Origin of the sequence: Nocardioides acrostichi, assembly GCF_015319165.1 — a bacterium.
GTDB classification, from domain to species: domain Bacteria; phylum Actinomycetota; class Actinomycetes; order Propionibacteriales; family Nocardioidaceae; genus Nocardioides; species Nocardioides acrostichi.
The window spans coordinates 155,199-170,461 of sequence record NZ_JADIVZ010000004.1 but is presented as its reverse complement, the minus strand read 5'-3'; the positions used below and the strand labels follow the sequence as shown (position 1 = coordinate 170,461).

General features: G+C 68.7%; 16 protein-coding genes. 15 read left to right on the top strand and 1 reads right to left on the bottom strand.

The genetic code is table 11. The features are described from left to right. The first annotated feature begins 73 nt into the window (after window positions 1-73). The 15 genes from ISG29_RS10650 (at window position 74) to ISG29_RS10580 (ending at window position 14,510) form a co-directional block, all read left to right on the top strand. Window positions 74-772 (top strand): response regulator transcription factor, encoded by a 699-nt coding sequence (locus ISG29_RS10650; protein WP_194503403.1) that lies wholly within the window; start codon window positions 74-76, stop codon window positions 770-772. Window positions 773-1,005: 233 nt separating this feature from the next. Further along, a complete protein-coding gene (locus ISG29_RS10645; protein ID WP_456237961.1) occupies window positions 1,006-1,779 on the top strand; it encodes an MlaE family ABC transporter permease in 774 nt (257 codons plus the stop codon). An 11-nt stretch (window positions 1,780-1,790) separates the two neighbouring features. Next, the gene (locus ISG29_RS10640) at window positions 1,791-2,630 is read left to right on the top strand and encodes an ABC transporter permease (protein WP_194503401.1); all 840 of its coding nucleotides are present in this window, start codon (window positions 1,791-1,793) and stop codon (window positions 2,628-2,630) included. After that, window positions 2,630-4,072 (top strand): MCE family protein, encoded by a 1,443-nt coding sequence (locus tag ISG29_RS10635; protein ID WP_194503400.1) that lies wholly within the window; start codon window positions 2,630-2,632, stop codon window positions 4,070-4,072. The genes ISG29_RS10640 and ISG29_RS10635 overlap by 1 nt, the downstream gene beginning before the upstream one ends. Further along, window positions 4,069-5,163: an MCE family protein gene (locus ISG29_RS10630; RefSeq protein WP_194503399.1), complete on the top strand. Its 1,095-nt coding sequence runs from the start codon at window positions 4,069-4,071 to the stop codon at window positions 5,161-5,163. The genes ISG29_RS10635 and ISG29_RS10630 overlap by 4 nt, the downstream gene beginning before the upstream one ends. Continuing rightward, window positions 5,160-6,158 (top strand): MCE family protein, encoded by a 999-nt coding sequence (locus ISG29_RS10625; protein WP_194503398.1) that lies wholly within the window; start codon window positions 5,160-5,162, stop codon window positions 6,156-6,158. The genes ISG29_RS10630 and ISG29_RS10625 overlap by 4 nt, the downstream gene beginning before the upstream one ends. Then, window positions 6,158-7,402 (top strand): MCE family protein, encoded by a 1,245-nt coding sequence (locus ISG29_RS10620; protein ID WP_194503397.1) that lies wholly within the window; start codon window positions 6,158-6,160, stop codon window positions 7,400-7,402. Before ISG29_RS10625 ends, ISG29_RS10620 begins: the two co-directional genes overlap by 1 nt. Continuing rightward, window positions 7,399-8,787, top strand: coding sequence for an MCE family protein (locus tag ISG29_RS10615; RefSeq protein WP_328828755.1), 1,389 nt, complete (start codon window positions 7,399-7,401; stop codon window positions 8,785-8,787). The genes ISG29_RS10620 and ISG29_RS10615 overlap by 4 nt, the downstream gene beginning before the upstream one ends. Then, window positions 8,784-10,058 carry an MCE family protein gene (locus ISG29_RS10610; RefSeq protein ID WP_194503396.1) on the top strand — a complete coding sequence of 425 codons (1,275 nt, stop codon included), beginning with the start codon at window positions 8,784-8,786 and terminating at the stop codon, window positions 10,056-10,058. The genes ISG29_RS10615 and ISG29_RS10610 overlap by 4 nt, the downstream gene beginning before the upstream one ends. Further along, window positions 10,055-10,615: a hypothetical protein gene (locus tag ISG29_RS10605; protein WP_194503395.1), complete on the top strand. Its 561-nt coding sequence runs from the start codon at window positions 10,055-10,057 to the stop codon at window positions 10,613-10,615. Before ISG29_RS10610 ends, ISG29_RS10605 begins: the two co-directional genes overlap by 4 nt. Before the next feature lie 137 nt (window positions 10,616-10,752). Then, window positions 10,753-11,358, top strand: a complete 606-nt coding sequence (locus ISG29_RS10600; protein WP_194503394.1) for a hypothetical protein — start codon at window positions 10,753-10,755, stop codon at window positions 11,356-11,358. Window positions 11,359-11,481: 123 nt separating this feature from the next. Continuing rightward, the gene (locus ISG29_RS10595) at window positions 11,482-11,676 is read left to right on the top strand and encodes a ferredoxin (protein WP_194503393.1); all 195 of its coding nucleotides are present in this window, start codon (window positions 11,482-11,484) and stop codon (window positions 11,674-11,676) included. Window positions 11,677-11,683: 7 nt separating this feature from the next. Next, window positions 11,684-12,583, top strand: coding sequence for a 3-oxoacyl-ACP reductase (locus ISG29_RS10590; RefSeq protein ID WP_194503392.1), 900 nt, complete (start codon window positions 11,684-11,686; stop codon window positions 12,581-12,583). Then, window positions 12,583-13,359, top strand: a complete 777-nt coding sequence (locus ISG29_RS10585) for an SDR family NAD(P)-dependent oxidoreductase (protein ID WP_194503391.1) — start codon at window positions 12,583-12,585, stop codon at window positions 13,357-13,359. The genes ISG29_RS10590 and ISG29_RS10585 overlap by 1 nt, the downstream gene beginning before the upstream one ends. Before the next feature lie 83 nt (window positions 13,360-13,442). Beyond that, window positions 13,443-14,510 carry a PAS domain-containing sensor histidine kinase gene (locus ISG29_RS10580; RefSeq protein ID WP_194503390.1) on the top strand — a complete coding sequence of 356 codons (1,068 nt, stop codon included), beginning with the start codon at window positions 13,443-13,445 and terminating at the stop codon, window positions 14,508-14,510. A 25-nt stretch (window positions 14,511-14,535) separates the two neighbouring features. Here ISG29_RS10580 and ISG29_RS10575 read toward each other — a convergent pair whose 3' ends face one another. Continuing rightward, on the bottom strand, window positions 14,536-15,147 hold the full coding sequence (locus tag ISG29_RS10575) for a TetR family transcriptional regulator (protein WP_194503389.1): 612 nt from the start codon (window positions 15,145-15,147) through the stop codon (window positions 14,536-14,538). Window positions 15,148-15,263: the final 116 nt, after the last annotated feature.

Genomic DNA, 15,263 nt, shown 5'->3' with positions numbered 1-15,263 from the left:
TTCGATCATGCCGAAGGGGTCGAGTACGGGGGATCGACAGGTTTGGACCAGTGCACTCGTCTACGGTGGCAGGGTGCAGCCGCACCGAGCCCTCATCGTCGACGACGACCCGGATATCGCCTCACTCATCGAAGCCGTGCTGGCGGGTCTGGGGCTCGAGACCCGCACGGCGCTCACCGGGGCCGATGCTCTGGTGATCGCGCGGGAGTTCGGGCCCGACCTGGTCACGCTCGACCTGGTACTGCCCGACGCCGACGGCACCGAGGTGTGCCGTCGACTGCGTGAGTTCACCGACGCCTACGTCATCATGGTGACCGGGCGCACCACCGAGGTCGACCGGCTGGTCGGCCTGGAGGTCGGGGCCGACGAATACCTCGTCAAGCCCTTCTCGCCTCGCGAGTTGCGCGCCCGCGCGACCCAGCTGCTACGCCGTCCGCGGCTGGGTGCGTCGGCCGCCGAGCAGCCGGCCCAGGAGACCGACCTGGGCGCCGGGCTCCTGGTCGAGGAGGGCACCGGTCGGGCGCGCGTCGGCGAGCAACCCGTGGCGCTCGCCCCGACCGAGCAGCGGCTGCTGGCGCTCTTGGTCTCGCAACCGGGGCGGGCCTGGGAGCGCGTCGAGCTCGGTCGCGAGGTGTGGGCCGGCGAGTTCATCGAGTCCGACTTCGGTCTCGACGTGCAGGTCGCGGGGTTGCGGCGCAAACTGCGGTCCGCGACCGATCGCGACGTCGTCGAGGTCGTGCGCGGTACGGCCTACCGCATCGTCTCGGCCTGAACGGATCACGATCCCGTCAAGACCGGCGCCGAAACCGACTCCGGGCCGAGTCGCCGTGTCTATGCTCCACCCGGCATCACGAGCCGGGATGCCGCGTCGGCCTCTGAGCAGGTAAGACAGCGCTCAGTTGTTTAAAACGAGAACGCGTTCTACCTTGTGACGGCCGCAACACTCCGTGGTGAGGGCGTGGAGTTCGAGCAGGCAGCACCGAGAACGACATGGGGAGGTGTCCGGTGGCTCTGAGTGCAGCGGGCATCGTGCGTGGCCCGGGTGAGATCGCTCTGATGACCTACGAGGTCGTCAAGCGCATCTTCACCACTCCGTTCCAGTTCCGGGAATTCGTCGAGCAGGCCTGGTTCATCGTCAGCGTGACGCTCGTGCCCACCGTGCTCGTCTCCATCCCGTTCGGCGCCGTGATCTCACTCCAGGTCGGCAACCTCACCGGCCAGCTCGGCGCCCAGTCCTTCGCCGGAGCCACCGCAGTGCTCGCGGTCGTGCGTGAGGCCGCGCCGATCGCCGCGGCCCTGATCATCGCGGGAGCCGCGGGTTCGGCCATCTGCTCGGACCTCGGTGCGCGCAAGATCCGTGAGGAGATCGACGCCATGGAGGTGCTCGGCATCGACCCGTTGGAGCGTCTGGTGGCTCCGCGCGTGGTCGCGACCATGTTCGTGGCCTTCATGATCATCGGCATCGTCATCGGCGCCGGCATCGGCGGCGGCTACTTCTTCACCGTGATCGTCCAAGGCGGGTCCGCGGGAGCCTTCCTCTCCAACTTCACCGCACTCGCCTCGCTGGCCGACCTGGTCATCGCCATCGTCAAGGCCGTGATCTTCGGCGGCATCGCCGCCGTCGTGGGCGCCTACAAGGGCCTCAACGCCGGCGGCGGCCCGAGCGGTGTCGGCCGCTCGGTCAACGAGGCCGTGATCATCGCCTTCATGATGCTGTTCTTCATGAACGCGGTGATCACCGCCATCTACTTCCAGGTCGTCCCGCCGGCGGGGATCTGAGGGCGGCTGGCATGGCGAACCTGGTGTCCCTCGGCGGGTCGGTGGTGCGTGAGCAGCGCGCGCGCATCGAGGAACGGGGCGACCAGCTGTTCTTCTACGCCAAGGCCGTCTTCTGGATGCCCAAGGTGGTCAGGGCCTATCCGCGAGAGGTCGCGGCCATCCTGGCCGAGGTCACCTTCGGAGCGGGCGGTCTGGCCCTCATCGCCGGCAGCGTCGGCGTCATCGCGTTCCTCTCGTTCTTCGCCGGCACCGAAGTGGGTATCCAGGGCTATGCCTCGCTGAGCCAGATCGGCGTCGCCAAGTTCAGCGCCTTCATCTCGGCATACTTCAACACCCGCGAGGTCGCGCCGCTGATCTCCTCGATCGCCCTGGCGGCCACGGTCGGGTGCGGCTACACCGCCCGGCTCGGTGCCATGCGCATCTCCGAGGAGATCGACGCCCTCGAGGTGATGGGCATCCCCTCGCTGCCCTACCTGGTGAGCACCCGCGTGGTGGCCGCCTTCCTCGCGGTCATCCCGCTCTACGTGGTTGCGCTGAGCGCGGCGTACCTCTCGCCACGCCTCATCACGGTGTTCATCTACGGGCAGTCCGTCGGCACCTACGACCACTACTTCCAGCAGTTCCTGCCGCCCATCGACATCCTCTGGTCGTTCGCCAAGCTGCTCATCCTGGCGACGCTCATCATCTTGATCCACTGCTACTACGGCTACACGGCGTCCGGCGGCCCGGCCGGGGTCGGCATGGCCGTCGGGCGCGCGATCCGCAGCAGCATCGTCACCGTCGTCGTCGCCGACTTCTTCTTGAGCTTCGCCATCTGGGGTTCCACCACGACGGTGAGGATCACTGGCTGATGCTCGTCAACATCCACCACGACTCTGCGCGCGAGCACCTCCGGCTGCTCGTCGCCGGCATCGTCTACGTGCTGGTGATCGCGCTGCTGATCGGGCTCTCGATCGCCATCTACGACAAGAAGTTCGCTCGGGTCGAGATGATCACGATCAAGGCCGACCGGGCCGGCCTCCAACTGGTCAAGTTCGGCGACGTGCGCCGACACGGTGTGCTGATCGGCCAGGTCCGGCAGGTGAGTCAGGACGGCGACGAGGCCTCGATCGAGGTGGCGCTGCAGCCGAAGGCGGCGGCCGACCTGCCTGCCAACGTGAGCGTCCAGATCATCCCGACGACCCTGTTCGGGCAGAAGTTCGTGTCGATCGTCGACCCGAAGGTTCCCGAGGGCAAGCTCGAAGCGGGCACGGTGATCCCGGCGTCCCGGGTCACGACCAACGTGGAGCTCAGCCAGGTGCTGGCCCGGCTCTTCCCCCTGCTGCGCACCGTGCGACCCGCCGACCTCAACATGACGCTCAACGCGCTCGCGACGGCCCTCGAGGGGCGGGGCGAGCAGCTGGGCGACACCCTGAGCAAGCTCAACTCCTACCTCGACGAGATCAAGCCGGTGCTGCCGGCCGTGCGCACCGACCTCCAGCGGCTCGCCGTGGTGGCGCGCACCTACGACATCGCGGCTCCGGATCTCCTCGACGTGCTGCGCAACTCCAGCACCACGTTCTCGACCGTGCTCGACAAGCGTCGACAGCTCGACGTCTTCTTCTCCGACGTCACGGGCCTCTCGACCGTCTCGCGGCAGGTGCTCGCCCGCAACGAGGCCGACTTGATCCGGCTCGGCAAGGTGCAGCGCCCGGTGCTCGACCTGCTCGCGACCTACAGTCCCGAGTTCCCCTGCCTGCTCAAGGGAGCCGCGCGCTACGCGCCCATCTTGAACAAGACCTTCGAGGGCGGTGGCTCTCGGCAGTTCTACTCGATCGGCGCTCGCCAGTACCAGCCCTACACGCGCGACGACAAGCCCGTGTACGGCGATGTGGGGCACGGGCCGTGGTGCCTGACGCTGCCGGGTTTCGGCGACTTCCCGCCCGCCCAGTTCGACAACGGCACCGACCTCGACGAGACCCGCTACAAGTACTCCCCGATCCCGGTCCTCATCGACCCCGCCACGATCCTCGACTCGCTGGCCGCCAACGGCATCGACCTCGGCGGCATCCTCGGAGGGCTGCCCGGAGTCGGCTCCTCGCCCCGCGCCCTTCCCGGTTGGGCCCTCAAGGAGGGGTTCCACGAGGGCATGTCCAGCGGGTCCGCGGGCAGCCCGGCCGAGCAGATGGTCCTCAACGCGGCTCTCGCGGAGCGGTCCCGGCGCAGCGACGCCCACTACGGCTCGCTCGGCTCGCTGCTCTACGGCCCCGTCGTGCGCGGCGTCGTCCACACGTCGGCGGGGGACCGGCGATGAGTGCTCTCGACAAGCGCAACCGCGAGTTCTATGCGGCGGCGGTGAAGCTGACCGTCTTCACGGTGGTCTCACTCCTGGTCACGGGGCTGCTCGCGGTCATCATGGGCAACATCGGGTTCGGCGACACCATGTCGATCAAGGCGGTGTTCACCGATGCCTCGTCGGTGAAGAAGGGCGACGACGTCCGCGTCGCCGGCGTGAACGTCGGCGAGGTCACCGGCGTCGACCACTACGAGCGCACCCAGGCGCTGGTCACGTTCAACGTCGACTCCGACGTGCCGCTCACGACCGGCTCCACGGCGGCCATCCGCTTCTTGAACCTCGTCGGCGACCGCTACCTGGCTCTCGACGAGGGCACGCCCGGCGACCCGCTGGAGGACGGCGACACCATGCCCGTCCAGCGCACCAAGCCCGCACTGGATCTCACCGTGCTGTTCAACGGGTTCAAGCCGTTGTTCGAGGCGCTCGCGCCGAAGCAGGTCAACGAGCTGAGCATGAACATCCTCCAAGTGCTCCAGGGCGAGGGGGGCACCGTGCAGTCGCTGCTCGCGCGCACCGCGTCCCTCACGAACACCCTCGCCAACCGGGATGAGCTGATCGGCGACGTCATCACCAACCTCAACACGACCGTGGGCACGCTGGACTCGAGCAACACCCAGCTCAACGACCTCATCGTCTCCTTGCGCCGGTGGCTGGGCGACCTCTCGGCCAATCGCAAGGTGATCGGCAGCTCGCTGGACTCCATCTCGAACCTGAGTACGGTGCTCGCCGACCTGCTCCGAGACGGACGCCCCCTGGTGAAGGACGATGTCGCAGCCCTGCGCAAGCTGGCGTCACGGCTGAACCGTCCCGGAAGCACGAAGGCGCTGCTCGACATCTTCGACCGGGTGCCCGGCACGATGGAGGACTACACGCGCACCGGCAGCTACGGCAGTTGGTACAACCAGTACCTCTGCTCCTTCGGCCTCACGATCCACTTCCCGGAGATCCCCGGGCTGCCGAAGCAGATCACCGACCAGCTGACGAAGTCGTTCACGAACGTGCGCATGAAGTCGACGGCCCAGCGCTGTGCGGGGGTGCCGATCAGTTGAGGGACTACTCCCAGGCGAGGATCCTGCGCGCCGGCACCATCCTGCTCGTCTTGATGGGCGTGATCTTGGCGGCCACGTTCAACCTCTCCAAGTTCCCGGGCATGGGCGGCACGACGTACCAGGCCTACTTCGCCGACGCCAGCGGACTCCACCGCGGCAGCCAGGTGCTCATCGGCGGGATCCGGTCGGGTCGTGTCTCGTCGGTCGATCTCGACGACGGCAAGGTGCTGGTCGACTTCTCCGTCGACGACGGTGTCGAGTTCGGGCCCGACAGCAGTGCCTCGATCGAGGTCTTCAACCTGCTCGGCGAGAAGTACCTCAAGATCACTCCTGAGGGCAGTGGCGAACTCGACCCGAAGACGCCGATCCCGCTCGATCGCACCGAGTCCGCCTACGACATCGTCGGAGTCACCTCCGACCTCGTGGACACCACGCAGGCGATCGACAAGAGCCAGCTCAAGCAGGCTCTCGACACCCTGGGCGACATCACCGACCAGGCGGCGCCGGAGATCCAGGGCTCCCTGACCGGCATCTCCCGTCTCTCGCGCACCGTCGCCTCGCGTGACACTGAGCTGCGCCAACTGCTCTCGCGTTCGCAGCACGTCACCAAGACCCTGGCGAACCGACGCGGCGACATCGTGAAGCTGATGCGCAGCGCCAGCCAGGTCTTCGCCGAGCTGCAGACCCGCAAGCAGTCGGTGCACGCTCTCCTCGTCAACGCCCGCACGCTCTCCGACGAGCTGCGCGGCCTGGCCCAGGACAACCAGCAGCAGATCGGCCCGGCGCTGGCCCAGGTCGATCAGCTGCTGAACACCCTGAACAGCCGCAACAAGGAGCTGCGCGAACTGCTCAAGCGCTTCGGCCCCTACGCCAGCCTGCTCAGCAACATCATCGGCACCGGGCCATGGTTCGACGCCTATCTCGGCAACGTGCTCGGGTTCTTCACCGGTGAGTTCGTTCCGCAGCAGTCGCCCTCGACGGGTGGTGATGGCTGATGGCTGCCCTCGATGGTCCCTGGGCTCGGCGCCTGCCGGTCCTGCTCGTGCTGGCGCTGGTGGCCGTCGGCGCCTTCTTCGTGGTGCGTGCCAGCGGCACGCCGCCGAAGACCGTCACCGCGCACTTCGACCGCGCGGTGAGCCTCTACGTCGGTTCCGACGTGCGCATCCTGGGGGTCACGGTCGGCAAGGTGACGAGTGTGACCCCGGAAGGCCAGTCGGTGCGGGTCGACATGACCTACGACGCGAAGTACGACGTGCCGGCCGACGCGAAGGCGGTCGTGGTGACCCCGACCCTGGTCTCCGACCGGTTCGTGCAGCTGACGCCGGTGTTCGCCCAGGGCGACGACGTCATGGCCGACGGAGCCGACATCCCGCTGCCCGACACCGCGGTACCCGTCGAGCTCGACCAGCTCTACTCCACCTTGAAGGATCTCAGCACCACGCTCGGGCCGAACGGGCTGAACAAGGACGGCACCCTCAACCACCTGCTCGAGGGTGGCGCGACGGCGCTCGACGGGCAGGGCGCGCGCCTGAACCAGATGATCACGGACCTTTCGCAGGCGTCCAAGACGTTCGGCGACGGCAGCGGTGATCTCTTCGACACGGTCTCCCAGCTGGCTGACGTCACGACCACCCTGGCCGACAACGACCAGGTCGTGCGCACCTTCACCGAGCGGCTCGCCGGAGTCTCGAAGCAGTTGTCGGGTGAGCGGGCCAACCTGGCGGCCCTGCTGAAGAGCCTCGGTTCGACGGTGCAGATCGTCGAGAGCTTCGTCCGCAAGAACCGTGGTGCTCTCAGCGGCGACCTCAAGAAGCTCACCCGGGTGACCCGTGCCCTGGCCTCCCAGCGAGACAGCCTCGACGACGCACTGGCGGTGGGTCCGGCCAGCCTCCAGAACCTGCTGCTGCTCCAAGACGACCTCTCCCGGTCGGTGGGAGCCCGACCGGGCTTCCGCGGCAACGTGGCCTCCGCCGACCAGTTCTTGTGCTCGTTCGTCACGCAGACGGACCTTCCGAAGGTCACGAAGGATCTCGCGTGCGCGATCTTCTCGGCCATCATCGGACCCATCCAGGGCCCCATCATCAACAGCCCGGCACGTGCTGCCACCGGTGCGGCCGTGCGGGGCGCCTCGCAGAGCAAGGTCGTGACCCGGAAGCCCACGGCCTCCGGCTCGCCCGCCGGCGTGACCCCGGCGTCCACGCCCACGCTGCGTGACCTGATCGCCGGAGGTGCCTCGTGAGGGGGGTTCTGCGCTCGTTCCGCCGCCGGGGCGCGGCACTCCTGGGTGCCGGTCTCGTGCTGGCCACGTTGGCCGGATGCTCGTTCGACGGGGCCTACGACCTCCCGCTGCCCGGCTCGCCCGTCGACTCCGACCACGCGATCACCGTCACGGCCGACTTCCGTGACGTCGTGAGTGTCGTACCCCGTTCGACCGTCCAGGTCGACGACGTGACGGTGGGGGAGGTCACCGACATCGAGCGGGTGGGCTGGCACGCCCGGGTCACGTTCAACCTGCGCGACGACGTCGACGTCCCCGAGAACGCCCGCGCGGAGATCCGCCAGACCAGCCTGCTCGGTGAGAAGTACATCGCGCTCATCGGTCCGGGTGACGGCAAGCCCGAGGGCCGGCTCTCGGACGGCGACAACATCGGCCTGGACCGCACGGGCCGCAACCCCGAGGTCGAGGAGGTGCTGGGAGCGCTCTCGTTCCTCCTCAGCGGCGGGGGCGTGGCCCAGCTCGGCACCATCACCCGAGAGCTGAACGAGGCGATGGACGGCCACGAGGCCGACCTGCGCGGGCTGCTCGGCAACCTCGACGACGTCGTCGGCACCCTCAACGACCAGCGCGGCGACATCGTGCGTGCGCTCGAGGCGGTCAACGACCTCAGCGCCACGCTGAACCGGCAGAGCAGCGTCATCACCCGGGCCCTGCGGGTCACCGGGCCGGCCGTCGACGTGCTCGACCAGCAGAACAAGGAGCTGGTCACGATGCTGACCTCGCTCGATCAACTGGGCAAGGTGGGCACCCGCGTGATCGGGGCGACCAAGGACGATCTGCTCGCGCAGCTCGCAGACCTCAGGCCGGTGCTGAACCGCCTCGCCGACGCGGGCAACGCGATCGGCCCCGGGCTGAACCTCCTGGTGAGCTTCCCGTTCCCGGTCTCGGCCTCCGACGTGGTGTTCGGCGACTACGCCAACACGATCACGCTGCTCGACATCGACCTGAAGTCGCTGACCAAGTACGTCACGACCGGCGGCTCCGGAGACGGCGGGGGCGGCGTCCCGAGTCTGCCGAGCCTGCCCGACGCGATCGACCAGGTCACCAAGTGCCTGCAAAGCGGTGACATCTCCAGCAAGTCCTGCTCGAAGGTTCTCGGCTCCTCGGCGATCACCGACCTGATGAAGGCGTGCAAGAAGAAGGCGAACAAGAACAACGCCGTGTGCCAGGCACTCGGCCTGCTGGGCCAGGGCGGGGCGTCGTCGGGGTCGTCCGGTTCCGGCCTGAACCTGCCGCTGCTGCCGGGGCTGAGTCGCCTCTCGGCCTCGTTGGCCAGCGGTGACTCCGAACCGCCCACGGACGACGAGTCGCTGTGGACCGGGTCGAGTTTCAGGGGGCAACCGTGACACGCGCCATCCGGATCCGGCTCCTCGTGTTCGTGGTGCTGGCCGCGGTCGGCCTCACCTACGTCTCGGCCCGCTACCTGGGTCTCGTCGACGCCGTGCTCGGGCGCGGGCTGACCGTCTACGCCACGCTGCCCACGTCCGGCGGCCTCTACGAGGGCAGTGAGGTGACCTACCGAGGAGTGGGCATCGGTTCGGTGTCGAAGATGAGCACCTCTCGCGACGGCGTCAAGCTCACGCTGTCGCTCGACGACAAGACCCGGCTCCCCGTCGACGCGCCGATGTCGGTGCACAACCTCTCGGCCGTGGGTGAGCAGTACCTCGACTTCACCCCGACCAGCGACTCCGGGCCCTACGTGAGCGACGGGGGCACCCTGACGACGACGCAGAAGTCGGTGCCGGTCGACGAGGGTGCTCTGTTGGTCGATCTCAACGCGCTCGTGCAGTCGGTCGACAAGCCGAGCCTGCGCACGGTCGTGAAGGAGCTCGGTCGCGGCTTCGCCGACACCGGCCAGCCGCTCCAGCAGATCCTCGACAGCGGCGGACAGTTCGTCGACGAGGCCTCGGCCCACACGGCCGACACCATCCGCCTCATCACCCGTGCTCGCCAGGTTCTCTCGACGCAGGCCGACGAGGGCGACAACATCACCTCCTTCTCGCGTGACCTCGCCGACTTCACGGCCACGTTGAAGAACTCCGACGGCGACCTGCGGCGTGTCCTCGACAAGACGCCTGCGGCGGCGGTGCAGCTGACCAAGCTGCTGCGCAGCCTCTCGCCGACCCTGCCGGTGCTCCTCAACGACCTCGTGCTCACGAACCAGGTGTTGGTCTCGCACCTCAACGGTCTGGAGGAGACGCTCGTCCTGTTCCCGCGGATCATCGCTGGCGGCCCGTCGGGTACCGACAAGGACGGCTACGCCTACGTGAACTTCCAGTTCACTCGCAACTCGCCTGCGTGCACCAAGGGCTACCTGCCCGTCGACCAGTGGCGCAGCCCGAACGACGTCTCCGACAAGGAGCCCTACCCGGCCACGTGCAAGGAGAAGAACAAGATCTTCCGCGGCCCCCGCTACGTGCCAGGCACCAAGAACAACGCGGCGCCGCCCTCGCCGCCGCGCTACTACGCTGGCGACTACGATCCGCGCGACGGGCGCATCTCGGGCCAGGACACCCCAGGGAAGGGCGGGTACACGTTGACGGCCGCACGGGGCGCTGCTCTCCTCGGGGACGACTCCTGGAAGTACCTCCTCATCGACCCGGTGACGCACCCGTGACCGGCCCGGAGACGGCCGCGTCCGCCGTGGTCCGGCCTCGCCTGGTGTCGACGCTCTACGTCGCGTTCGTGTTGGCGCTGGGCGCGGCCGTCGTCCTCGGCGTCCTCTGCGTGCGGCACCGTCAGGCCGAGACGTCGATCGAGGCGGTCGACCTGGCGCCTTCGCAGACTCAGCAGGAGGCCTACGCCGAGGTGATGAAGGTGGCCGATGCCACCGTGAACGGCCTCATCAACATCGACTACCGCAGCCCCGAGGACAGCTACGACGCCGTCGCCGAGACCGCGACCGGCAGCTTCCTCGACGACTACAAGAAGTCCTACGACACGCTGAAGAAGCTCGTGACCCAGTACAAGGCCGAGCAGACCGGACAGGTCAACGCCACCGCGGTGTCGACCATCGACGCGAACTCGGCGGCGGTCCTCGTGTCGGCCGACGCGACGGTGCAGAACGTGCAGACGGGCAAGCAGCAGCAGAGTCGCTCCTACCGGGTGAAGGTGACCGTGACCCAACAGGACGACGGCAGCTGGCGAACGACCGACCTGGAGTTCGTCGGATGAGCGCGCCGCGTTCGTCGCGGACGCCGACCAGCCGCCCACGCAAGGTCGCCGGCGGCACCCCCGCAGCACCGCCAGAACCTCCGGAGCAGCCGTCGGGGCCGGCGGAGCAGCCGAAGGGGCGCCCCCGCTCGCGACGCGTGAGCGCGGACCAGCGCCCGCAGCTCATGCCCGCGACCCCGCCCGTGAGCCCGCCCGCGAGCCCTGCGGCCGAGGCGAGCGCGCCGAGCCGGCGGTTGCTCGTCGTCGTGGCCTCGGCGCTCGTCGTGATGCTGGCGTTGGTGGGAGCCGAGGTCTGGTACCTCCACCACCAGGCGCCGACGGTCGCGAGTGGTCCCGCCTCCGAGTCGGCGCCGGTCAAGCTGAGCCCGTTGGAGACCCAACGCGTGGTGCAGCTCTCCGCCGATGCCGCGACCACGATCTTCTCCGCCTCGAGCAAGACCTACGACGCCGACATCGACAAGGCGGCGTCGCTGATGACGACCTCGTTCGCTCGCGAGTTCCGTGCGACGAAGGCCGACGTCAAGAAGCAGTTCGTGGCGCGCGGCACCGACGTGACCGTCCAGGTGTCGGCGCAGGGGGTCGAGCGCGCCGCGTCCGACGAGGTCACCACGCTGCTCTTCTTCACGCAGACCACGTCGCGCAGCAAGCCGGCCGACGGCGTGAACGCCGTCCAGTACCGGGTGGAGATGACCATGCTCCGGGTGGGCGATCGCTGGCTGGTCAGCGCGGTCAAGGCGCTCTGACGCGCCCGACACCTGAGGACGGCCGCAGGTGGTGGACACGCTGAGTGGCCCTCGCTAGGCTCGCGCCGAGCCCAGAACTAGAACACGTTTCACTTCTGCGCGATCCCGAGGGAAGGAAGTCCCATGAAGATCAAGGTCGACTTCGACTTGTGCGAGTCCAACGCGCTCTGCGAGGCCATGGCCCCGGAGGTGTTCGAGCTCGACGACGACGACTACCTGGTGGTCAAGGCCGAGCACACGACGTCCGAGACGCTCGAGGACGTCAAGCGGGCCGTCGCGGCCTGCCCGCGCGCCGCCATCTCCCTCGAGGAGGACTGAGCGCCAGATGAGCACCACCTCACTGGAGGGCAAGGTCGCCATCGTCACCGGCGCGGGCGCCGGCCTCGGCCGGGCGGAGGCCCTGGCCTTGGCGGGCGCCGGTGCACGCGTCGTCCTCAACGACCTGCCGGGTGCAGCGGAAGCGACTGCCGAGGAGATCCGGTCCCTCGGTGGCGAGGCCGACGTAGCGGCCGGCGACGTGTCCGACGGTGCCACCGCCGACGCGGCGATGAGGGCCGCGGTCGAGGGGTTCGGCTCGCTCGACATCGTCGTCAACAACGCCGGCATGACGCGCGACCGGATGCTGTTCAACATGTCCGACGACGAGTGGGACGCCGTGCTCGCGGTGCACCTGCGCGGGCATTTCCTGCTCACCCGCAACGCGGCCGCGCACTGGCGCGGCCAAGCGAAGTCGACGGGTGCCCCGGTCGAGGCAGCCATCGTGAACACCGCCTCGGAGGCCTTCCTGGCCGGCCCTCCGGGCCAGGCGAACTACGCCGCGGCCAAGGCCGGCATCGCCGCCCTGACCGTCTCGGCCTCGCGCGCCCTGGCGTCCTCGGGCGTGCGTGCGAATGCGATCTGCCCACGGGCCCGGACGGCGATGACTGCCGACGTGTTCGGTGTCGACGAGTCCGGGAAGGAGGTCGACCCCTACTCGCCCGACCACGTCGCTCCGGTGGTGGCCTATCTGGCCTCGCCCGCGGCGTCGCGTATCACCGGTCAGGTGTTCATCGTCTACGGCGGCATGGTCGCCCTCGTCGCCGCACCGGTCGTCGAGCGGCGCTTCGACAAGACCGGGAGACTCTGGGACGCCGACGACCTCGACGCACAGCTCGGGGGCTACTTCGCCGACCGTGACCCCTCCGTCGGCTTCTCGGCCGACTCGATCATGAAGTTGGGTGTGTGATGACGCAAGCAGGACGGCTGACCGGCAAGGTCGCCATCGTGACCGGTGCCGCCATGGGGCAGGGCGCCGCCATCGCGCGGTCCTTCGTCGAGGAGGGCGCCCGCACCGTGCTCGCCGACGTGGCCGACGAGCCCGGCCAGGCACTGGCTGAGGAGTTGGCGCAGGGCCACCCCGGCATGGCGCGCTTCGCCCATCACGACGTGAGTGACGAGGGTTCGTGGGCGTCGCTGGTGGCCGAGACCACCGAGCAGTGGGGCCCGGTCACCGTGCTCGCCAACAACGCCGGCATCTTGCGGTTCGGCCAGGTGGAGCGTCAGGATCTCGACGACGCCGACCTGATGTACCGGGTGAACCAGCGCGGCACGATGTTGGGCATGCGCGCCGTCGCGCGCGGCATGCGCAAGGCCGGGGGAGGCTCGATCATCAACGCCTCCTCGATCGAGGGGCTCGGCGGCATGAGTGGGTGCGTGGCCTACGGCGCCACGAAGTTCGCGATCCGCGGCATGACCAAGGGTGCTGCGCACGAGCTCGGGCCGCACAACATCCGGGTGAACTCGGTGCACCCCGGGATGATCGACACCCCGATGACCCGGGTGCACGGCGGTGACGCCGCGATGGAGTACGGCGCGACCAAGATCCCGCTGCGACGCGTCGGCTTCCCCGACGACGTCGCGCCGCTGTACGTGTTCTTGGCCAGTGACGAGTCCACCTACATCAACGGCGCCGAGATCGCATGCGACGGCGGTGTCACCGCCACGCACGCCTTCGGCGGGTGAGTGCACGGATGAAGACCACATGAGAGTGGGTGGATTTGCCGCGACTCCGCACGCGTTCGCCCGTGTCTGGCTAGCGTAGCCCTGTGGACACCGACGCCTGGCGGATGAGCGTGCACCAGCTCGACCTGATCGGTCAGGTGCGCGACTACGCCATCATCACCTTGGATCCCGAGGGAGTGGTGCGCTCCTGGAACGCCGGGGCCGAGCTGGTCAAGGGTTACGCCGCCGACGACATCATCGGCTCGAGCTTCCGGGTGTTCTACCCCAAGGACGATCGTGACGACGGCCTGCCCGACCGACTGCTCGCCGAGGCCGCCGCCGAGGGACGCGTCGAGCACGTGGGCTGGCGAGTCCGCAAGGACGGCACCCGCTTCTGGGGCGACGTCGTGATCACCGCGTTGAGGAGCGACGACGGCACCCTGCTCGGATTCATCAAGGTCACGCGTGACCTCTCCGAGCAGCACGAGCTCGAGCAGGCGCGTGCCACGTTCCTCGCGGGCGTGGGGCACGACTTCCGCAGCCCGCTGACGAGCATCGAGGGCTATGCCTCCCTGATCTCCTCCGAGCTCGAGGATCCGATGCTGCGCGACTTCTCCGAGAGGATCCGCTCCAACGCCGTGCGGCTGATGCGGCTGGTCGACCTCATGCTCGACTACTCGAGGCTGAAGTCCGGCCGGTTCAGGGTCGACCTCCGACCGGTCCCTCTCGGCGACTTCGTCCGCCACACGGTCGCCGACCTCGGCGCGGCGATCGCCGAGCACACGGTCCGGGTCGACGACACCGACGTCGTCGCGCGCATCGACCGCGACGCCCTGGCGCGGGTGCTCGTGAACCTGATCGGCAACGCGGCCAAGTACTCACCCGCGGGATCCCAGATCGACGTGCACCTCGGCGTCCGCGACGGGTGGGCCGAGATCGTGGTGGCCGACCGTGGCCGCGGCATCGACCCCGCCGACCTCGCCACCATCTTCGAGGAGTTCGAGCGCGGACGGCGCGCCGAGAAGGACGGTGGCTTCGGGCTCGGGCTCTCCGTGGTGCGCCATCTCGTCGGCATGCAGCAGGGCGCTGTGGCGATCGAGGCCGGTCGCTACGGCGGCACCGACGTCGTCGTGCGGCTGCCGCTGGTCGACCGACCGGTCGCGGCGGTGTGAGACAGGCCCGGCTTCGGAACGAAGGTCAGTCGCGCAGCAGCAGTCGGACGGCGACCTCGATCTGCCCGGCCGTCTCGCGTGCCGTCGAACGACCGGTGACCCAGGCGACGAGCGCGGAGAGCCACACGTCGCCGATGACGCGCGCGATGGCGATGTCGTCGTCGGAGAGCTGGTCGGCGGCCGGGGACTCGGGGTGCATGGCCCGGGCGAGCATCGAGGTCATCAGCAGGCCCACCCGGTGGATCTCGGTCTGCACCGAGGCGTCGGCGAACATGAACGCGCGGGTGAGGGCCTCGGTGAGGTGCGGGTCGCCCTGGAGTCCGCGGCTCACGAGCTTGAGGATCTCGATCACCCGGTCGGCGGCGGTGTCGCCTTCGAGCGATCGCGTCGAGAGGATCTCCTCGGTGCGCTCCAGTTCGACGCTCAGCGCCGAGACGAGCAGGTGGATCTTGGAGGGGAAGTAGCGGTAGAGGGTGCCGAGCGCGACGTCCGCGCGGTCGGCTACGCCACGCATCTGCACTGCGTCGAAACCGCCTGATGAGGCGAGGTCGATGGTGGCGTCGAGGATGCGGCGACGGCGCTCGCGCTGCGAGGCCGAGCCGAGGTCGTCGCCGGTGAGGGCGTTGCTGGTGGTCACCGCGGGTGTACTCCTGACCTGGTGTGATCGTCCCTGCGAGGGTAGCGGACCATGCTCTAGGATCAGAACACGTTCCAGTTCCTATCGTGTTCCGCTCGTGTGTCGCCCCAGGTGGG